Consider the following 17,086-nt stretch of genomic DNA (forward strand, 5'->3'; position numbering starts at 1 on the left):
CTCCTTGCTGATTATTGTTGGTCAGTACCATGGGGCAAGCCAGACCGGTACCCGACGATCAGGACTGCCGGGCCATGGCGCGGTGGGCGATGTCCGAACGCCAGAAGGCGCCTTCGAAACTCACCGTCTTGACCCCGCGGTAGGCCAGCTCCCGAGCCTCGCCAAGATCCTGACCGAGGGCGGTCACGCACAACACTCGTCCGCCGGAGGTGACCACCTGGCCATCCTTTTCCGCGGTGCCGGCGTGGAAGACCTTGACGCCCAGGGCCTCGGCACTGTCGCCTCCGCTGATCACGTCGCCCTTGCGGTAGCTGCCGGGGTAGCCTTCGGCGGCCATCACCACACCGATGGCCGGACGCGGGTCCCAGCGGCAATCGTGACCGGACAGGCGACCCTCGGCGCCGGCCAGACACAGCTCGGCCAGATCGCTCTGCAGGCGCATCATGATCGGCTGGGTTTCGGGGTCGCCGAAGCGGCAGTTGTACTCGATCACCTTGGGTTCACCCGCGTCGGTGATCATCAGCCCGGCGTAGAGGAAGCCGGTATAAGGATGCCCTTCGTCGGCCATGCCACGCACCGTGGGGCGAATCACCTCGTCCATGATGCGCTGGTAGACGCTGTCGGTGACCACAGGTGCCGGCGAATAGGCGCCCATGCCGCCGGTGTTGGGGCCGGTGTCGCCCTCGCCCACCCGCTTGTGGTCCTGGCTGGTGGCCATGGGCACGATGGACTCGCCATCCACCATGACGATAAAGCTGGCTTCCTCACCTTCGAGGAATTCCTCGATCACGACACGAGCACCGGCATCACCGAAGGCGTTGTCTTCGAGCATGTCGCGCACCGCCGCCTCGGCCTCGGCCTCGGTCATGGCCACGATGACGCCCTTGCCCGCCGCCAGGCCGTCGGCCTTGATGACGATGGGTGCGCCCTTGTCCCGCAGATAGGCCAGCGCCGGTTCCACGGCGGTGAAGGTGCTGTAGTCAGCGGTGGGAATGGCGTGGCGAGCCAGAAAGTCCTTGGTAAAGGACTTGGATCCCTCGAGCTGGGCAGCGCCCTGGGTCGGGCCGAAGATCGCGAGCCCGGCATCACGAAAACGATCCACCACTCCCTCGACCAGCGGCGCCTCGGGGCCCACGATGGTCAGGCCGACGCTCTCGCGCCGGGCAAAGTCCACCAGCCCGTCGAGGTCGGATACCGCGATATCGACGTTGGTCAGTCCCGCCTCCCGTGCGGTGCCGGCATTGCCTGGCGCCACGAAGACCGAGGAGACGCTGGACGACTGGGCGACCTTCCAGGCCAGGGCATGTTCGCGGCCACCGCCGCCGATGATCAGGACCTTCATCCGCTCAACTACCTTTCGAGTACCAAATGAGGCGGCATTATGGCAGAAAAAGCCCGCTCTCGCCCTCCTGGCCTCTCTCCATCAGAGCCGGGCGTGGGAGGGTCAGGAGGAACGCTCGTCGTCGTCCTTGGTGGTCCCGCCCTGGCTGGTTCCGCCCTGGCTGATGGTGTTCTGCCAGAAACGCATGTTTTCCTCGGCCAGCTCGCGCATCAGCTCCATCGGCGAATGCCGCATGGCCTGCTGCCACTGATCCTGCATCTTCTTCTGCTGCTCCATCATCAACCGGGTGCCCTGCTCCAGGTAGCGCGCCAGGGGCAGCGGCTGAGACATGGCGTACACCCGAATCAGCTGTTGCAGCAGGTCATTGGAGAACACCTCGGCGTCGCTGTCGGCCTGCTCCTGCTCGATGATGATCGACAGCAGAATGGTACGCGTCAGGTCCTCGCCACTCTTGGCATCTTCCACACGGAAAGGCACTTCCTCGAGAATCAGGCTTCGTAGATCCTCGAGCGTTACATAGCGGCTCTGTTCGGTATCATAGAGCCGGCGATTGGCATACTTGCGAATCACGCGCACGGCGCTGCTCCTTTGTTCGTGGGAAGCCCAGGGACTGCAGCTGCAGATCCTCGGCTTCATTCGCATCCATTTTGCACCGCGACACGGCCCTTGCAAGACAAACCGGTACTCGAGGCTCCATGAATCTGATACTTCTCACCCGGAACGACGTCGATGACGCCGGGTTGGCACGGGTCCGCGACCCCCGGCGCCTGGCCCACCTGCGCCAGGTCCACCGCGCCCGCCAGGGCGACGTGATGACCCTGGGACTGGAGAACGGCCCGCTGGGCCGCGGTCAGCTCGTGTCGCTGACGGACGATGAGGCCTGCTTCGACGTTTCCGGGCTCGATCAGGCTCCGCCCGCGGCGCTGCCGGTGCACCTGGTGCTGGCGCTGCCTCGCCCACGCATGCTGGCAAGAAGCATAGAGCATGCCACCGCGCTGGGGGTGAAGCGCATCACGTTGCTGCATAGCCGCAGGGTGGAGAAGAGCTACTGGCAGTCCCCCGAACTCGATCCCGCCAAGATCCACCAGCACCTGGTGCTTGGCCTGGAGCAGGCCCGCGATACTGCGCTGCCGGTGGTGGACACGGCGCGGGGCTTTCGGCCCTTCGTCGAGGACCGTCTGCCGTCCCTGCTGGAGGGACGGCGGGGCCTGTTGGCGCACCCCGGGATGGCGAATGCCTGCCCTCGAGGCCTGACCGAGCCCGTGACCCTGCTGGTCGGCCCCGAGGGCGGCTTCATCGAATGGGAGGTGGAACAGATGCTGGCGGCAGGCTGCGAGGGCATCCACCTGGGCGAGCGCATCCTGCGGGTAGAAACCGCGGTGACCGCGCTACTGTCCAGGCTGTTCTAGGCCAACCCTGTAGACCACACCAGCGGTGCCATCGACGTATCAGCTCTCGCTGTCCTCGTCATCGGCACCGTCATCCTTGTTGGTGCCGTACTCGCCCTCTCCCTCATGCTCGATGACCGGAGAGTTCTCGTCGCAACTCGGCTCGATCATGAAGGTCTCGCGCACGTCCAGCAGCCCGAGCTCACCGATGGTACGGCGCCCCAGCAGCATCGGGTAGTTCATCTCTTCCCGGTTGCGCAGGCTGAACTGCTCCTCGTGGATGGTGTCCCCCATGCACACCTCCATCAACACCACCAGGCGCTCGTCGCGACCGCCGGCCCCGCGCACCGTCATGTCGCGATAGAGCGGGCGTTCGAGCTGCTTCTTGAAGGTCTCGCCGGTCTCCTCGTCCTCGAGCTCGAGGGCGAAACGCACCCAGGGCTCGCCTTCCTTGTCGAAGCGCTCGATATCCCGGGCATCCAGCGAAGACGTCAGCGCCCCGCTGTCCAGCTTTGCCTTCACTTCGACGTCCCAGGGCTCCAGGGTCGCCATCTCGACCCAGCCAAAGACGTCAGGGCCGTCATCGGCCAGGGCGCCGCCGGCCGGCGCCATGCACAGGGGAAGCGCCGCCAGCGCCATCCGTCGGGCGGGGCCCGACAGCCATCGATTCCAGAGAGTCATCGTGCCATTTCCATGTGGAGGGCGTCCCGCCGGACGCCGATACGTCAGGCCCCTGAGTCAGGGGCCGCCTTGATGTTTTCAGGGCTGATTGATCGCTCAGTGGCTCAGGCGTTCGAGCAGGTTGAGCGTGGCGAAACCGTCGGGCACCAGCCCCTGGTCGCGCTGCCAGGCGCGCAACCCTGCCCGGGTATTGGGACCCATGATGCCGTCCGGGGTTCCCACCTCGTAGCCAAGCGCCTGAAGCCGCGACTGCAGCGTCTTCACCTGAGTACGAGAGAGCGGTTGCTCGTCACGAGGCCAGCCACCCTCGATGCCGGCGCGCCCGGCGATACGGTCGCTCAGCGAGGCCACCGCCAGGGCGTAGCTGGTGGCGTTGTTGTAGCGCAGAATGGCGCGGAAGTTCGGTCCCACCAGGAAAGCAGGACCACGCGCGCCGGCAGGAGTGATCACCGACGCCTCATCGAAGGCCGGCAGATCGCCACCGCCCAGCGGGCTCACACCCAGGCCGGCCCAGGCCGAGGCGCTCTTGCGGGTATCGAGCTCGGTCTGGGCGTAGTCGAACCCGGACGGCAGTTGCACCTCGACACCCCAGGGCTCGCCCTGACGCCAACCGGCACGATCCAGATAGTTGGCAGTCGACGCCATGACGTCGGGGATACTCGCCCAGATATCACGGCGACCGTCGCCGTCTCCGTCCTTGGCGTAGGCCACGAAACTGGAAGGAATGAACTGGGTGTGGCCCATCGCCCCCGCCCAGGAGCCCTTCATGCGCTGCGGTGTGATATCGCCGGCGTCGATGATCTCGAGCGCTGCCATCAGTTCACCGCGTGCAAAGTCTCGGCGCCGACCGTCATAGGCCAGGGTCGCCAGTGCCTCCAGGGTCGAGAAGTCACCGAAGTTCTGGCCGTAGTTGCTCTCGATACCCCAGATGGCGGTAAGGACCTCGGCGGGCACACCGTAGTCGGCCTCGGCGCGGTCGGCCGCAGCGCGATTGGCGGCGAGCTTGTCACGCCCCTGGGTCACCCTGGCGTTGGAGACCGCGGTATCCAGGTATTGCCAGATCGGGCGCACGAACTCCGGCTGGGAGCCGTCGAGTTCGATCACCCGGGGACGGTAGCGCAGGCCATCCAGCGCGCGCGCCAGGGTCGCTTCGCTGATGCCTTCTGCACGCGCCTGATCACGAAAGCCGGCCAGCCACTGATCGAAGCTCTGGGGCTCGGCTGTAGCGGCGGCAGGGGCGGCCTGCCCAGACGCTTCGCCACTGGCGCTGGCGGTGACGCTTGCACCAGCACTGGCATTGGTACCGGCCGCGGCATCGCCGGAGGGGGCGGCGGAGGTACTCTGGCAACCGGCCAGGGTCACCACGAGAAGGGCGGGGAACAATCGGGTCAGCATGATGAAGCAATCCTTGGCGATCAATATGCGGGCATGATGACCCAGGACCCGCTGTCATACCAGCCAGTCAGGCCGCCAGAGCATCGCAAGATGTGGCACCACTACCACCAAGGTGAGAGCCACCCGCAGGGGCAAGAGACCTCATACGGTAGGTCGAACAACGTAGTGAACAGGGCATCGCTCGTTCTTCCCTACACCGGTGCCTCAATGCCCCAGTGCCTCAATGCCCCAGTGCCTCGTAGGAAGACGGCTGCAAGCTCACCTCCTTCCAGTGGCGGACATAGCGTTCATCGGGGTCGTAGCGCCGGCTCTGTTCGTCGATATCGAAGATCCTGGGTTTGGCGTTGCGGCCCACTCCTGCGATGTACTTCCAGTTGCCCCAGTTGCTGGCGACGTCATGGTCGATCAGACAGCGTTCGAACCAGGCGGCGCCGTGGCGCCAGTCCTCCCCGAGATCGTGTACCAGGTAGCTGGCGACGAGCTGACGCGCTCGATTGGAGAGCCAGCCGCTGACCGACAACTCACGCATGGCTGCATCGATCAGCGGCTGCCCGGTAGCGCCCAGGCGCCAGCACTCGAATGCCTGCCCCGGCGATGATGGGGGATCGCCGAACAGCGCTTTGCCTTCCTGGCGTGCCGCCCAGTGGAAGTACTCGCGCCATAACAACTCGTGATAGAAGTGGCGAGATGATGCGTTGGCACCCCGCCGGTCTTCCCATTCTCTCAGTGCTTCGAGGACCTGGGTCGCCGACACACAGCCAAGCGCCAGCCAGGGCGATAGACGGGACGAAAAGCCAGCGCCGATCAAACCATTGCGCGTCTGCTGATAGGTCGCCAGCAAATCGGACTCCCACACGACGTCGTCGAGACGCTGCCAGGCGGGCGCTTCACCGCCCGCAAAGGCAAGCCCGGCGCTGTCGGGCGCGTCGTTCAAGGCGTCCGCTTCGCGTGACAATCGCTGCAACGAGGGCAGTCCGCGCGGCGCTCGCTCCGGCCACGCCGGCTGCGTCGCCGGGGCCGGACGACTGTGGCTTCGAGGAGACGCCTCGCCGAGACGACGCCGGAAAGCCGACCAGCTTGCCGGTACCTCATCCAACGTCATCGGCAACGTCTGCGACGTCCACAGCGTGCCCGCACCACGACGCTCCAGTCGACACTGCCTTGGCAGGCAGCGTGCCAGACGCTCAAGCTGGTCGTCCCCGCCTGCTGCCTCGCTGGCCACCACCCGTGTCACCTGATACTGCTCGGCCAGCCGGGCGACCAGCGACACCGGCTCGTCCACCGCCACCAGCAGGTCGCTACCCTTCTTCAACAGCGTCCCACGCAACTCCTTGAGACACTGCCACAGAAAGCGCAGCCGACGAGCGCCGATACCGGCCACGCCGTCTGCCGATGTGCCATCAAGCAGCGCCTCGTCGATCACGAACACCACCAGGCGCTCGCTGACCGAGGGCGCGATGTCCAGCAAGGGGTTGTCGGCCAGCCGCAGTTCCCCACGCAACCACACCAGCTCTGTTTCCATGTCACGCTCCCGACAGGCCTGAGGATTCGCGGCACGCGCCCCGTGGGCACAGATCGTGCGCTACCGACGGAGGCATTGCCCTACTGCATAGCGATAATATATAGGCCTTGTACACTACATGTACAATTTTTAGAGCGCCTACGGCTATCACGTTGAATCCGCACGGGGCAGCGGTCCGTCCATCTTTCGGGTAAAGTGGGTCGGCGCTTCAGGGTGAGCTGATCAACACCCCTGGCGGTAGGCCAAGGCATTGTGAGGGCTCGTGTTTTCAGACCATCGCGGCGCTCACCACGTTCAAGGACAGGCAGGATGACCGACAGATGACTTTGCTATGGATTCCCTTGCTCCCCCTTCTCGGTGTGCTGGTCCCCGCATTGACCGGATCTAGAGGCCGCCCTCTTTGCACCCTCGCCACGGCGGTCCTTCCCGCCATTGCCCTGGCCATGACCCTGGCCCAGCTACCCGCCCTGGGTGCCGGGGATATCCCTCGGGTCTCCCTGAGTTGGGTGCCCCAACTGGGGCTGGACCTGGCCTTTCGCCTCGATGGCCTGTCACTGCTGTTCAATGTGCTGATCCTGGGCATCGGCCTGCTGATCATCCTGTACGCCCACTACTATCTGGACGCCAGCGAGAACTACGCCCGCTTCTACGCCTACCTGATCCTGTTCATGGCCTCCATGGTGGGCATCGCCATGGCCGACAACCTGCTGGTGCTGTGGTTCTTCTGGGAGTTGACCAGCCTGTCATCCTTCCTGCTGATCGGTTTCTGGTCACACCGCTCGGAGGCGCGCAAGGGCGCGCGCATGGCGATGACGGTCACCGGCGCCGGTGGCCTCGCCCTGCTGGCGGGCTTTCTGCTGCTGGGCGATATCGTCGGCAGTCTCGACATGCAGGTGGTGCTGGAAAGCGGCGAGACGATCCTGGCCGACCCGCGCTACCCGCTGATGCTGGTCCTGGTGCTGCTCGGCGCCTTCGCCAAGTCCGCCCAGTTCCCGTTCCACTTCTGGCTTCCCCATGCCATGGCGGCACCGACTCCGGTGTCTGCGTACCTGCACTCCGCCACCATGGTCAAGGCGGGGATCTTCCTGATGGCGCGCCTGCATCCCGCCATCGCCGGCAGCGAGCTGTGGTCGGCCATCGTGACCGTGATCGGTATCGTCACCATGGTGTATGCCGCCTGGTTTGCTCTGATCAAGGCGGATCTCAAGGGTATCCTGGCGTTCTCCACCGTCAGCCATCTGGGCCTGATCACCGTACTGCTGGGCATCGGCAGTCCCATGGCGGTGCTGGCGGCGCTGTTTCATATCCTCAACCACGCCACCTTCAAGGCCGCACTGTTCATGTGTTCGGGGATCATCGACCATGAGGCCGGCACCCGCGACCTGGCCCGGCTGGGCAAACTGGCCAAGGCGATGCCGGTCACCTGCGTGGTGATGAGCATCACCGGCGCCGCCATGGCGGGCGTGCCGCTGTTCAATGGCTTCATCTCCAAGGAAATGTTCTTCACCGAGGCCCTCGAAACCCACGCCTTCGGCGGCCTCAGCCTGGTGCTGCCGGTACTGGCCACCATTGGCGGCGTGCTGTCGGTGGCCTATTCCGCGCGGCTGGTCCACGCGGTGTTCTTCTCCCCTCCGCGCCACGCGCCGCCCAAGACGCCGCACGAGCCGCCCCATCTGATGCGAGCTCCGGCGGAGCTGTTGGCGGTGCTGTGTATCCTGGTCGGCCTGTTCCCGGCGCTGATGGCCACCTGGCTGATGGCGCCTGCGGTCGAGGCGGTGCTGCTCGAGCCGCTGGAGTTCCACCTGGCCCTGTGGCACGGCTTCAACCTGCCGCTGGCGATGAGCGCCGTGGCCCTGGTCGCCGGCGTCATCACCTATATCCTGCATCGCAAGATTCGCCAGTTCGTGCGGGACTTCCCGCCGCGTGATGCCAGCCGTATCTTCGAGGGTGTCATCCAGTGCATCGGCGATCGCGCCGAGCGCATCACCGAATGCGTCGACAACGCCTCGCTGCAGCGCTTCATGACCCTGCTGCTGACCGCCTCCCTGGTGGTCGGCGCCATCGGTCTGGCCCAGATGGATACCCTGACCGGGGCCAAGGGCAACCAACCGGTGGACAGCGTGCTGCTAGTCGGCGCCCTGCTGCTGGTGTTCACCGGCATTGGCACCGCCATTACCCATCGCCATCGTCTGATCTCGCTGCTGATGCTGTCGGTGGTGGGCCTGCTGGTATCACTGACCTTTGCCCGCTTCTCGGCACCGGACCTGGCGTTGACCCAGCTATCGGTCGAGGTGGTCACCATGATCCTGCTGATGCTGGCGCTGTTCTTCCTGCCCCAGAAGACCCCTCGGGAATCCACCCCGGCGCGGGCGCTGCGCGACCTGGTGCTGTGTACCGGACTGGGCGGAGTGATCGCCGGACTCAACTACACCGTGTTGACCCGCGACACCGAAAGCATCTCGGACTTCTTCCTCGACAACAGCGTGCCCGGCGGCGGCGGCCACAATGTGGTCAATGTCATCCTGGTCGACTTCCGTGGCTTCGACACCCTGGGCGAGATCACGGTGCTGGCGATCGCCGGTCTCGCCATCTTCAAGCTGCTCAACCGTCTGCGCCTGTTCATGCCTCACAGCGACAGCGAGGGACGCATCTGGGCACCGGACCGCTACCCGATGATTCTGACCACCATCTCCCAGACGGTACTGCCGCTGGCACTGCTGGTGTCGGTGTTCATCTTCCTGCGCGGCCACAACCAGCCCGGTGGCGGCTTTATCGCCGGCCTGATCACCGCGGTGGGATTGATCCTGGTGTACATGGCCCGGGGCGTTGCCTGGACCCAGAAGCGTCTCGACTTCCCCTACCAGCCGGTGGCGATCCTCGGCGTCGGTGTCGCCGCCCTGACTGGCTTCGGCAGCTGGCTGTTCGGCGCACCCTTCCTGACCTCGTCCTTCGGCCATTTCCATATCCCGCTGATCGGCGATATCGAACTGGCCACCGCGATGCTGTTCGATCTCGGTGTCTATCTGGCGGTGGTCGGTGCGACCCTGATGATCCTGGCCAACCTGGGCAAGGTGACCACCCCCCACCGTCCGGCCAAGGAAGACCATGACGCGACGGAACGCGGCCTGCACCGCACCGACGACCCCACCCCCGACGGCAAGGAGACCGTGTGACATGGAAATGCTCTATGCCATAACGACCGGCGTGCTCGCCGCCAGTGGCCTGTATCTGATGCTGCGCGGCCGAACCTTCCCAGTGGTGGTCGGTCTGACGCTTCTCTCCTACGCCACCAACCTCTTTCTGTTCTCCATGGGCGGACTGACCACCGGTGGTTCCGCCATCATCGACGGCAAGAGCGACTACAGCGATCCGCTGCCCCAGGCGCTGGTGCTGACCGCCATCGTCATTGGCTTCGCCATGACCGCCTTCGCGGTGATCCTGGCGATGCGTGCACGGGGCGACATGGGCAATGACCACGTGGACGGGCGCAAGGCCGAGGACAAGGAGGAGCGACGCTGATGTCCCACCTGATCGTGATGCCCATCGTGCTGCCGCTGGCAGCAGCGGTGGCGCTGCTGCTGACCCGATTCGGCAATGCCACGCTCAAGCGTGGTCTCGGCCTTGCCACCACCCTGGCGCTGCTGGTGATCAGCGTGATGCTGCTGCGCCAGGCGGCCAGCGGCGAGATCCAGTACTACGCCCTGGGCAACTGGCAGCCGCCCTTCGGCATCATCATGGTGCTGGACCGGCTATCGGCGCTGATGCTGTTCGTGACCTCGATGCTGGCGGTTGGTGCGGTGCTGTTCGCCTGCGGCGGCGACGACGAGAAGGGCAGCAACTTCCACGGCCTGTTCCAGCTCCAACTGATGGGAATCAACGGCGCCTTCCTGACCGGCGACCTGTTCAACCTGTTCGTGTTCTTCGAGGTGCTGCTGCTGGCCTCCTACGCCCTGCTGGTCCACGGTGGTGGCAAGGCGCGCATCCAGTCGGCGGTGCACTACGCCGTGCTCAACCTGGCGGGATCGGCGCTGTTCCTGTTCGCCGTGGGTCTGCTGTACGGGGCCACCGGCACCCTCAACATGGCGGACATGGCCCAGGCGGTGAGTCAGCTGCCGGGAGAGCGTCAGGGCATGGTCGTCGCCGGCGCTCTGCTGCTGCTGGTGGTATTTGGCCTCAAGGCGGCGGTACTGCCACTGTATTTCTGGCTCCCGCGGGCCTACGCCAGCGCGCCGCCGCCGGTGGCCGCCCTGTTTGCGGTGATGACCAAGATCGGCGTCTACGCCATCCTGCGGGTCTACTGGCTGGTCTTCGGCGACCAGGCAGGTCCCCTGGAGGCGCTTGAGCAGAGCTGGGTGTGGTGGCTTTCGCTCGGCACCCTGGCGATTGCCGGTGTCGGCGTGCTGGCCGCCCGCGACCTGCGTCTGCTGGTGGCCTATCTGGTACTGGTGTCGGTGGGCACCCTGCTCGCCGGCGTCGGCATGCGCTCCCCCGAGGCGGTGTCGGGCCTCCTGTTCTATCTGGTGCACACCACCCTGGTCACCGGCGGGCTGTTCCTGCTGGCGGACATGATCGGCGTCCAGCGTGGCAAGGCCGGTACCCGCCTGGTGCGCGGCCGGATACCGCGCAACGCCACGGCGCTGGGCCTGATGTTCCTGATCGGGTCCATGGCGGTGGCGGGCCTGCCCCCGCTGTCCGGGGCGCTGGGCAAGGTCATGCTGATGAACGCCGGCGACAGCGCCCAACGTCTCTGGTTCTGGCCTCTGCTGCTGGCCACCGGCCTGTGCGCCATCGTGGCGCTGTCGCGGGCAGGGTCCACCCTGTTCTGGCGCAGCCAGGCCAGCGATGACGGCGATTCGCTGTCCCCCTGGCAGTGGGCGGGCACCGGCTGGCTGCTGGCATCGTCGCCGTTGCTGGTGATCCTGGCCGGCCCCCTGGCCGGCTACACCGAGGCCACCGCAGAACAGTTGAGCGACCCGCAACCGATGATTCAGGCCGTTCTGATCGATCAGGGAGACGCCCAATGAACCGACGCACTCGCTCACTACTGCCGACACCGCTGCTCAGCCTGCTGCTGCTGGTCGTGTGGCTGTTGCTGGTCAACACGGTCTCGGTCGGTCACCTGCTGCTTGGCGGCTTTCTGGCCGTGCTCATCCCCTGGCTGACCTACCCCTTCTGGGACATGCAGCCCGGTGTAAAGAAGCCCTGGAAACTGCTGCGCTTCTTCTTCCGGGTGATCGGTGACATCGTGGTGGCCAACATGCAGGTGGCCTGGATCATCATCAATCCCTGGCGCCGCACTCGGCCCCACTTCGTCGAGTATCCGCTGATGCTCGAGGAGCGATTCACCATCACCCTGCTGGCCAGCACCATCACCCTGACCCCAGGGACGGTGTCGGCCAACCTGCGCATGGACGGCAAGACGCTGCTGATCCACGCTCTGGACGTGCGTGACGAACAGACCCTGATCCGCACCATCCGCGAACGCTACGAGCAGCCGCTGAAGGAGATCTTCGAATGCTAGACACCGCCTTGACCATCAGTTTGGCGCTGGTCTGCCTGGCGCTGCTGCTGAACCTGTTTCGCCTGACCGTGGGCCCGGACATGCCCGACAGGATCCTGGCGCTGGATACCATGTACGTGAACTCCATCGCCCTGATCATCCTGATGGGAGTGTGGCTCAACTCCAAGACCTACTTCGAAGCCGCGCTGCTGATCGCGCTGCTCGGCTTCATCAGCACCATTGCCGTCTGCAAGTATCTGCTGCGCGGCGATATCATCGAGTAACTTCGGGAGAATTCCATGTTCTACGTCATTCTCGAGGGGCTGATCTCGGTGCTGCTGATCGCCGGCGGGCTGTTTGCCTTCATCGGCTCGCTGGGCATGGCCCACCTGCGGGACTTCTACATGCGCCTGCACGGCCCGACCAAGGCCACCACCCTGGGCATGGGCTGCATCCTGTCCGGCTCCATGGTGTACTTCAGCGCCACCCAGGAAGGCACCCACCTACAGGAGATGCTGATCACCCTGTTCCTGTTCATCACCGCCCCGGTAAGCGCCCACATGCTGGCCAAGACTGGCCTGCACCAGCGCCTCAAGTATCTGGACAAGACCCGCGGCAAGCCGCTCGAATTCCGTGAGGAAGAGGTTGGGGATAAGCCGGTGCCCCACCCCGACCGAGACTAAGGCTTGTTCGAAAAGTGCCTGCGCTCGGTAATACGGCGTTAAAAATCAGGTCAAAATGCTCATTTACACCTCGTAAACTGCGCTTTCTCACCGATTTTTGCCTTGTCTAACCATCGCTCGCCGGCTTTTCGTACAAAGCCTGGGCATCATGCAAGCCAGACACGAAACGGGCAGCCCATGGGCTGCCCGTTCTGTGTCTGGCTATCGTGGCGCGAAAGGCCGAGCGATCAGATCCAGCCGCCCAGTTCGCGCTTGACGATATCGGCCAGCACCGCGATATGGTCGTCGCGATCGTTGAGACACGGAATGTAGATGAAGTGCTCGCCGCCGGCCTCCATGAAGGCGTCGCGGATCTCTTCCTCGATCTCTTCCAGGGTCTCCACGCAGTCGGCGCTGAAGGCGGGGGACAGTACGGCGATACTCTTGTGTCCCTGACGCGCCAGCTCCGCCACCTTGTCGACGGTGGCGGGGCCCACCCATTCTTCAGGCCCGAACTTGGACTGGAAGGCGGTGACCACTTCGTCCTCGGCGTGCCCCAGCCGTTCGCGCAGCAGCCGAGTGGTCTTCCTGCACTGACAGTAGTAGGGGTCGCCTTCCTCCAGAAAGCGCTTGGGTACGCCGTGATAGGACGCCACCACCACCGAAGGCTGGTGCGTCTCGTTCTCCAGGCGTTCGCTGACCGAGGCGGCCAGGGCCTCGATGTAGCCCGGCTCGTCGAAGTAGGCCGGCACCGTTCGCACCGATGGCTGCCACTTGCGCTTCATCAGCTGACGGAAGAACTGATCGCAGGCGGTGGCGGTAGTGGGCGAGCCGTACTGGGGATACAGCGGGAAGAACAGGATACGCCGACATCCCTTCTCCTCCAGCTCCTTGAGCGCCTTGTCGGTGGAAGGATTGCCGTAGCGCATGCCGAAGCTGACCTCGATCGAGTCCCCCAGCTCAGCGCGCAGCCGCGTCGACAGCTTCTCGCTCTGGCTTCTGGTGATGGTCAGCAATGGACTCTCGTCCTTGTCGGTGTTCCAGATGCTGCGATAGGCCGCCCCGGAAGCAAATGGCCGGCGACTCAGGATGATCAACTGCAGCAGTGGCTGCCAGAGCCAGCGCGGATAGTCGACCACCCGCTGGTCCGACAGAAATTCGCTGAGATAGCGGCGCATGGACCAGTAGTCGGTATCGTCCGGCGTACCCAGGTTGGCGACCAGCACGCCGATCTTTTCACGTGCGACGGCGGGGTGGTCGACCGGCGCCTGCTCCGGGCGATGGGCCTCCACCACTGAGGGGGGAACGGACTGATCCATGAAGGTGACTTCCTCTTGGTAGCGAATGCACAAAGCCTATCACCGGTGGGTATCAGGCTCGAATGAAGTGTTACTATGAAGAGGATTTGTACAATTTTTGGTGAACCCATGTCCAGATCCTTGATCCTGATCACCGGCGACCAGTTGAGCCTGGACCTCGGACTCTTGCAGACCACTGGCGACGACGACGTCGTCGCGCTGTGCGAGGTCGCCGAGGAAGGCCGCTACGTGCCGCATCATCCTCAGAAGATCGCCATGATGCTGTCGGCCATGCGCCACTTCGCCGCCACTCTTCGCGACAAGGGCTATCGCGTCCACTACAGCGCCCTCGATGATCCGGACAACGCCCATGGCCTGCTGGCGGAGGCGGAACGCCTCGCGCAAGCCTACGACTGTTCGCGGATTGTCACCACAAGGCCCGGCGAATGGCGGCTGCTGGATGCCATGGAGCGCCGCCAGGGCGGGATACCCTGGCAATGGGTCGAGGACGACCGCTTCTACTGCACGCCTGGTGAATTCGGCGACTGGTTGTCCCATCGCCGGCAGCCTCGCATGGAGGGCTTCTATCGACTGATGCGTCGCCGCACCGGCCTGCTGATGGAGGGCGATGAACCCATGGGCGGCCAGTGGAACTTCGACAAGGACAACCGACGGCCCCTGCCCCAGCACTACACGCTGCCCAAGCCTCCCCGCCACACCGTCGACGACATGACCCGTGAGGTGCTGACACTGGTGGAGGAACACTTCGATGAACACTTCGGTCGTCTGGATGGCTTCCACTGGCCGGTCACCCGACGCCAGGCGCTGGTCGATCTCAGACACTTCATCGATCACCTGCTGCCGAGCTTCGGTGACGTCCAGGACGCCATCAGCGACAGCGATCCCTTTCTCTTCCACTCGCGCCTGTCCGCTCCCATGAACCTTGGCCTGCTCAGCCCGAGAGAGGTCTGCGAGGCCGCCGAAACCGCTTATCTCGAGGGGCATGCACCGATCAATGCGGTGGAAGGTTTTATCCGCCAGATCCTCGGCTGGCGAGAGTACGTCAGGGGCATCTACTGGACCCGTATGCCGGACTACAAGGGCTATAACGCCTTGCAGGCCCGCAGGGGTCTGCCCCACTTCTACTGGAGCGGTGACACCGGCATGCGCTGTCTATCCCGCGCGATCGGCATGACCCGGGACAACGCCTACGCGCACCATATCCAGCGTCTGATGGTGACCGGCAACTTTGCTCTGCTGTGCGACGTCAGCCCCGAGGCCCTGTGCGACTGGTACCTGGCGGTCTACGCCGACGCCTGCGAATGGGTCGAATTGCCCAATACGCTTGGCATGGTGTTGCACGCCGACGGTGGACTGATGGGCTCGAAGCCCTACTGTGCGTCAGGCAAGTACATCGATCGGATGTCTGACCATTGCCGCCACTGTCGCTATGACGTGAAAAAGACCCTGGGCGAAGACGCCTGTCCCTTCAACAGCCTCTACTGGGACTTTCTCGAACGTCACGCCGACACCCTGGCGAGCAATCCTCGCATGAAGCTGATCTATGGCTCGCTGCGCCGCATGAGCGATGACAAGCGCAGCGCCATGCGCCGCCAGGCCACGTCCTTTCTCGACAACCTGGCATGCGAACCGAGCTACGGTCAGGGTCCCCACCGCGACGGCTATCGACCTCAGGGAGCGAATCCATGAATCGGTTCGAGACACTCGCCACACCGCTTGCGCTGTTTCATGATGGTCAGTGCCCACTATGCCGCAAGGAGATCGCCTGGCTGAGGCGGCATCCGCGCAGCCGGCTGATCCACTTTATCGATGTCCGCGACGACGATTTTTGCGCCGAGGCCTGGGGCCAGCGCTTCGATGACATGCTGGGCAAGCTGCACCTGCGCGACGCCACAGGTCGCTGGTTCATCGGCATGGATGCCACTCGCGCATTGTACGCGACGCTGGGTCATCGCCGTTGGGTGCAGCTAAGCAGCGTACCCGGTTTGCGTGGACTGCTGGACATCGGCTATCTGGGCTTCGCCCGACTGCGCCCCTGGCTAACAGGGACTCAAAGGAAGCGATAAGGCAGGTCGACACCGCCAAGGGCCCTGGCAGCTTGCGCCAGGGACTTGTTCGGTGAACGTGGGTACATCAGTGGCAAGGCAGAGACGGCGAGACTGCCGTCGAGAGGGTTCCAGCACCAGGGTGGTGTGGAACGATGTCACTCAAAACACCAGGGGCATACGTGAGGCCAGCGGTTCGGCATAGTGGGCCTCGCGACCGATCACCTCGTCGTGGGCCACGTGCTGGACCAGGTAGGCGCGGTGGATACCGGCACGCTTGAGCTCCAGGTAGACGTCGTCCAGCGAGCGGAACAACACCGGCTTGCCGCGGCGGCAGAGCATCTTGCGGGCACCTTCCACGTCTTCCAGTTCGACCTGGTAAAAACGGCTGCCGGCATGGCCGATCACGCGAATCTCGAAGTTGTCGTGGCGGCCGACAAAGGCCTTGAGATCATTAATTTCCATCGTATCTTTCGCCTCTTTTCATCCTGTCGCGACGGGGGTCCTGTGGCCCCCGCCCTCCTTATGTGACGACACTACGGCGACGAGCGTGCCGATGATATTTCGGCAGACCATGACGCTCGTTTCATTTCCCTGTGCCGCGCATGTGACTCTCTGATCATGGCACAGCCTGGGCCCTTCGGGTGACATTCCCGTGACGGTGTGAAGAATTTCTCTGATCTGGATACATATTGGCCGTTTCGCGCGCACAGCGGGTTAAACGACCTCCATGATCGCGGCGGAGAAAAGGGGGTCTTCAGCGGCAGGCAGCGCCTTTGCGGGAGGAAGTGGAGAGCTTGAAGGAGGGAAAACGAAGGCCCGCGACACGAATGCTCGCGGGCGACGGATCCGGCGGTGAGACTACTGGTAGTCGGAGGGATCGATGGCCTTGCCGAGGGAGTTGCGGTCGACCCAATTGCCGGCCTTGGTCTCCTTGTAGCGAAACACCACCTTGTCGCCGATCTGCACCGGCAGCTCGGAGTCTTCTGTCTGGTAGCTGTAGTCCACGCCGTCCACTACCAGGTGATAGCGATACAGATCGGGCATGCCGAGCCATTCCTTGAACGGGCCTTCCCGTTCCACCGAGGTCAATTCGCCACGGGCTTCCAGCTTGGGCGCGCGACGGCGATTGCCGCGTCGAAATCCGCCTGCCATGTCAGGTCTCCTTCACTGTGTCTGTCGAAATCGCAAGGGGCGGCATTATACGAGCCCGTCGGTCAGGCTCAAGCACG

Annotated in this window: 17 protein-coding genes; 9 read left to right on the forward strand and 8 right to left on the reverse strand. The window is 64.3% G+C overall.

What is annotated here, in order from left to right; translation table 11 throughout:
• Window positions 1-58 precede the first annotated feature (58 nt).
• Window positions 59-1,342: a phosphoribosylamine--glycine ligase gene (purD, locus tag NFH97_RS04700; RefSeq protein WP_045992121.1), complete on the reverse strand. Its 1,284-nt coding sequence runs from the start codon at window positions 1,340-1,342 to the stop codon at window positions 59-61.
• 102 nt (window positions 1,343-1,444) lie between these two features.
• Window positions 1,445-1,918, reverse strand: coding sequence for a polyhydroxyalkanoate synthesis repressor PhaR (gene phaR, locus NFH97_RS04705; RefSeq protein WP_045992122.1), 474 nt, complete (start codon window positions 1,916-1,918; stop codon window positions 1,445-1,447).
• A 119-nt stretch (window positions 1,919-2,037) separates the two neighbouring features.
• Between phaR and NFH97_RS04710 the strand changes: the two genes are divergently transcribed.
• The gene (locus NFH97_RS04710) at window positions 2,038-2,751 is read left to right on the forward strand and encodes a 16S rRNA (uracil(1498)-N(3))-methyltransferase (protein ID WP_349624505.1); all 714 of its coding nucleotides are present in this window, start codon (window positions 2,038-2,040) and stop codon (window positions 2,749-2,751) included.
• Between the two features lie 39 nt (window positions 2,752-2,790).
• On the opposite strand, the gene rloA3 is transcribed toward NFH97_RS04710, so the two are convergent.
• The 3 genes from rloA3 to NFH97_RS04725 form a co-directional block, all read right to left on the reverse strand.
• Entirely contained in the window at window positions 2,791-3,369 is a 579-nt protein-coding gene (rloA3, locus tag NFH97_RS04715; protein ID WP_045992177.1) for a retropepsin-like aspartic peptidase RloA3, read from the reverse strand.
• A 138-nt stretch (window positions 3,370-3,507) separates the two neighbouring features.
• On the reverse strand, window positions 3,508-4,806 hold the full coding sequence (locus NFH97_RS04720) for a lytic murein transglycosylase (RefSeq protein WP_348827617.1): 1,299 nt from the start codon (window positions 4,804-4,806) through the stop codon (window positions 3,508-3,510).
• 220 nt (window positions 4,807-5,026) lie between these two features.
• Window positions 5,027-6,328, reverse strand: coding sequence for a DASH family cryptochrome (locus tag NFH97_RS04725; RefSeq protein ID WP_349624506.1), 1,302 nt, complete (start codon window positions 6,326-6,328; stop codon window positions 5,027-5,029).
• Between the two features lie 320 nt (window positions 6,329-6,648).
• Between NFH97_RS04725 and NFH97_RS04730 the strand changes: the two genes are divergently transcribed.
• From NFH97_RS04730 to NFH97_RS04755, 6 genes are read left to right on the forward strand one after another with little or no spacing between them, the layout of a single operon-like run.
• Window positions 6,649-9,501, forward strand: coding sequence for a monovalent cation/H+ antiporter subunit A (locus NFH97_RS04730; protein ID WP_213228097.1), 2,853 nt, complete (start codon window positions 6,649-6,651; stop codon window positions 9,499-9,501).
• Between the two features lies 1 nt (window position 9,502).
• Window positions 9,503-9,847 carry a Na+/H+ antiporter subunit C gene (locus tag NFH97_RS04735; protein WP_045992127.1) on the forward strand — a complete coding sequence of 115 codons (345 nt, stop codon included), beginning with the start codon at window positions 9,503-9,505 and terminating at the stop codon, window positions 9,845-9,847.
• Window positions 9,844-11,352: a monovalent cation/H+ antiporter subunit D gene (locus tag NFH97_RS04740; protein WP_108448056.1), complete on the forward strand. Its 1,509-nt coding sequence runs from the start codon at window positions 9,844-9,846 to the stop codon at window positions 11,350-11,352. The genes NFH97_RS04735 and NFH97_RS04740 overlap by 4 nt, the downstream gene beginning before the upstream one ends.
• Window positions 11,349-11,849 carry a Na+/H+ antiporter subunit E gene (locus tag NFH97_RS04745; protein WP_045992129.1) on the forward strand — a complete coding sequence of 167 codons (501 nt, stop codon included), beginning with the start codon at window positions 11,349-11,351 and terminating at the stop codon, window positions 11,847-11,849. The genes NFH97_RS04740 and NFH97_RS04745 overlap by 4 nt, the downstream gene beginning before the upstream one ends.
• The gene (locus NFH97_RS04750) at window positions 11,843-12,112 is read left to right on the forward strand and encodes a K+/H+ antiporter subunit F (protein WP_045992130.1); all 270 of its coding nucleotides are present in this window, start codon (window positions 11,843-11,845) and stop codon (window positions 12,110-12,112) included. The genes NFH97_RS04745 and NFH97_RS04750 overlap by 7 nt, the downstream gene beginning before the upstream one ends.
• Before the next feature lie 15 nt (window positions 12,113-12,127).
• Entirely contained in the window at window positions 12,128-12,511 is a 384-nt protein-coding gene (locus NFH97_RS04755) for a Na+/H+ antiporter subunit G (protein WP_045992131.1), read from the forward strand.
• Window positions 12,512-12,738: 227 nt separating this feature from the next.
• Here NFH97_RS04755 and hemH read toward each other — a convergent pair whose 3' ends face one another.
• Window positions 12,739-13,809, reverse strand: a complete 1,071-nt coding sequence (gene hemH, locus NFH97_RS04760) for a ferrochelatase (protein WP_108448054.1) — start codon at window positions 13,807-13,809, stop codon at window positions 12,739-12,741.
• A 108-nt stretch (window positions 13,810-13,917) separates the two neighbouring features.
• Between hemH and NFH97_RS04765 the strand changes: the two genes are divergently transcribed.
• Window positions 13,918-15,498, forward strand: coding sequence for a cryptochrome/photolyase family protein (locus tag NFH97_RS04765; RefSeq protein WP_213228101.1), 1,581 nt, complete (start codon window positions 13,918-13,920; stop codon window positions 15,496-15,498).
• Entirely contained in the window at window positions 15,495-15,875 is a 381-nt protein-coding gene (locus tag NFH97_RS04770) for a thiol-disulfide oxidoreductase DCC family protein (RefSeq protein ID WP_222568201.1), read from the forward strand. The genes NFH97_RS04765 and NFH97_RS04770 overlap by 4 nt, the downstream gene beginning before the upstream one ends.
• Window positions 15,876-16,016: 141 nt before the next feature.
• Here the strand turns inward: NFH97_RS04770 and NFH97_RS04775 are convergent, their stop codons facing one another.
• Both NFH97_RS04775 and NFH97_RS04780 read right to left on the reverse strand, forming a co-directional pair.
• Window positions 16,017-16,319: a DUF6482 family protein gene (locus tag NFH97_RS04775; RefSeq protein WP_045992135.1), complete on the reverse strand. Its 303-nt coding sequence runs from the start codon at window positions 16,317-16,319 to the stop codon at window positions 16,017-16,019.
• Between the two features lie 396 nt (window positions 16,320-16,715).
• Window positions 16,716-17,009, reverse strand: coding sequence for a hypothetical protein (locus NFH97_RS04780; protein WP_045992136.1), 294 nt, complete (start codon window positions 17,007-17,009; stop codon window positions 16,716-16,718).
• Window positions 17,010-17,086: the final 77 nt, after the last annotated feature.

The sequence above is a fragment of the Halomonas sp. SCS19 genome, assembly GCF_040147015.1.
Taxonomy (GTDB): domain Bacteria; phylum Pseudomonadota; class Gammaproteobacteria; order Pseudomonadales; family Halomonadaceae; genus Halomonas; species Halomonas litopenaei.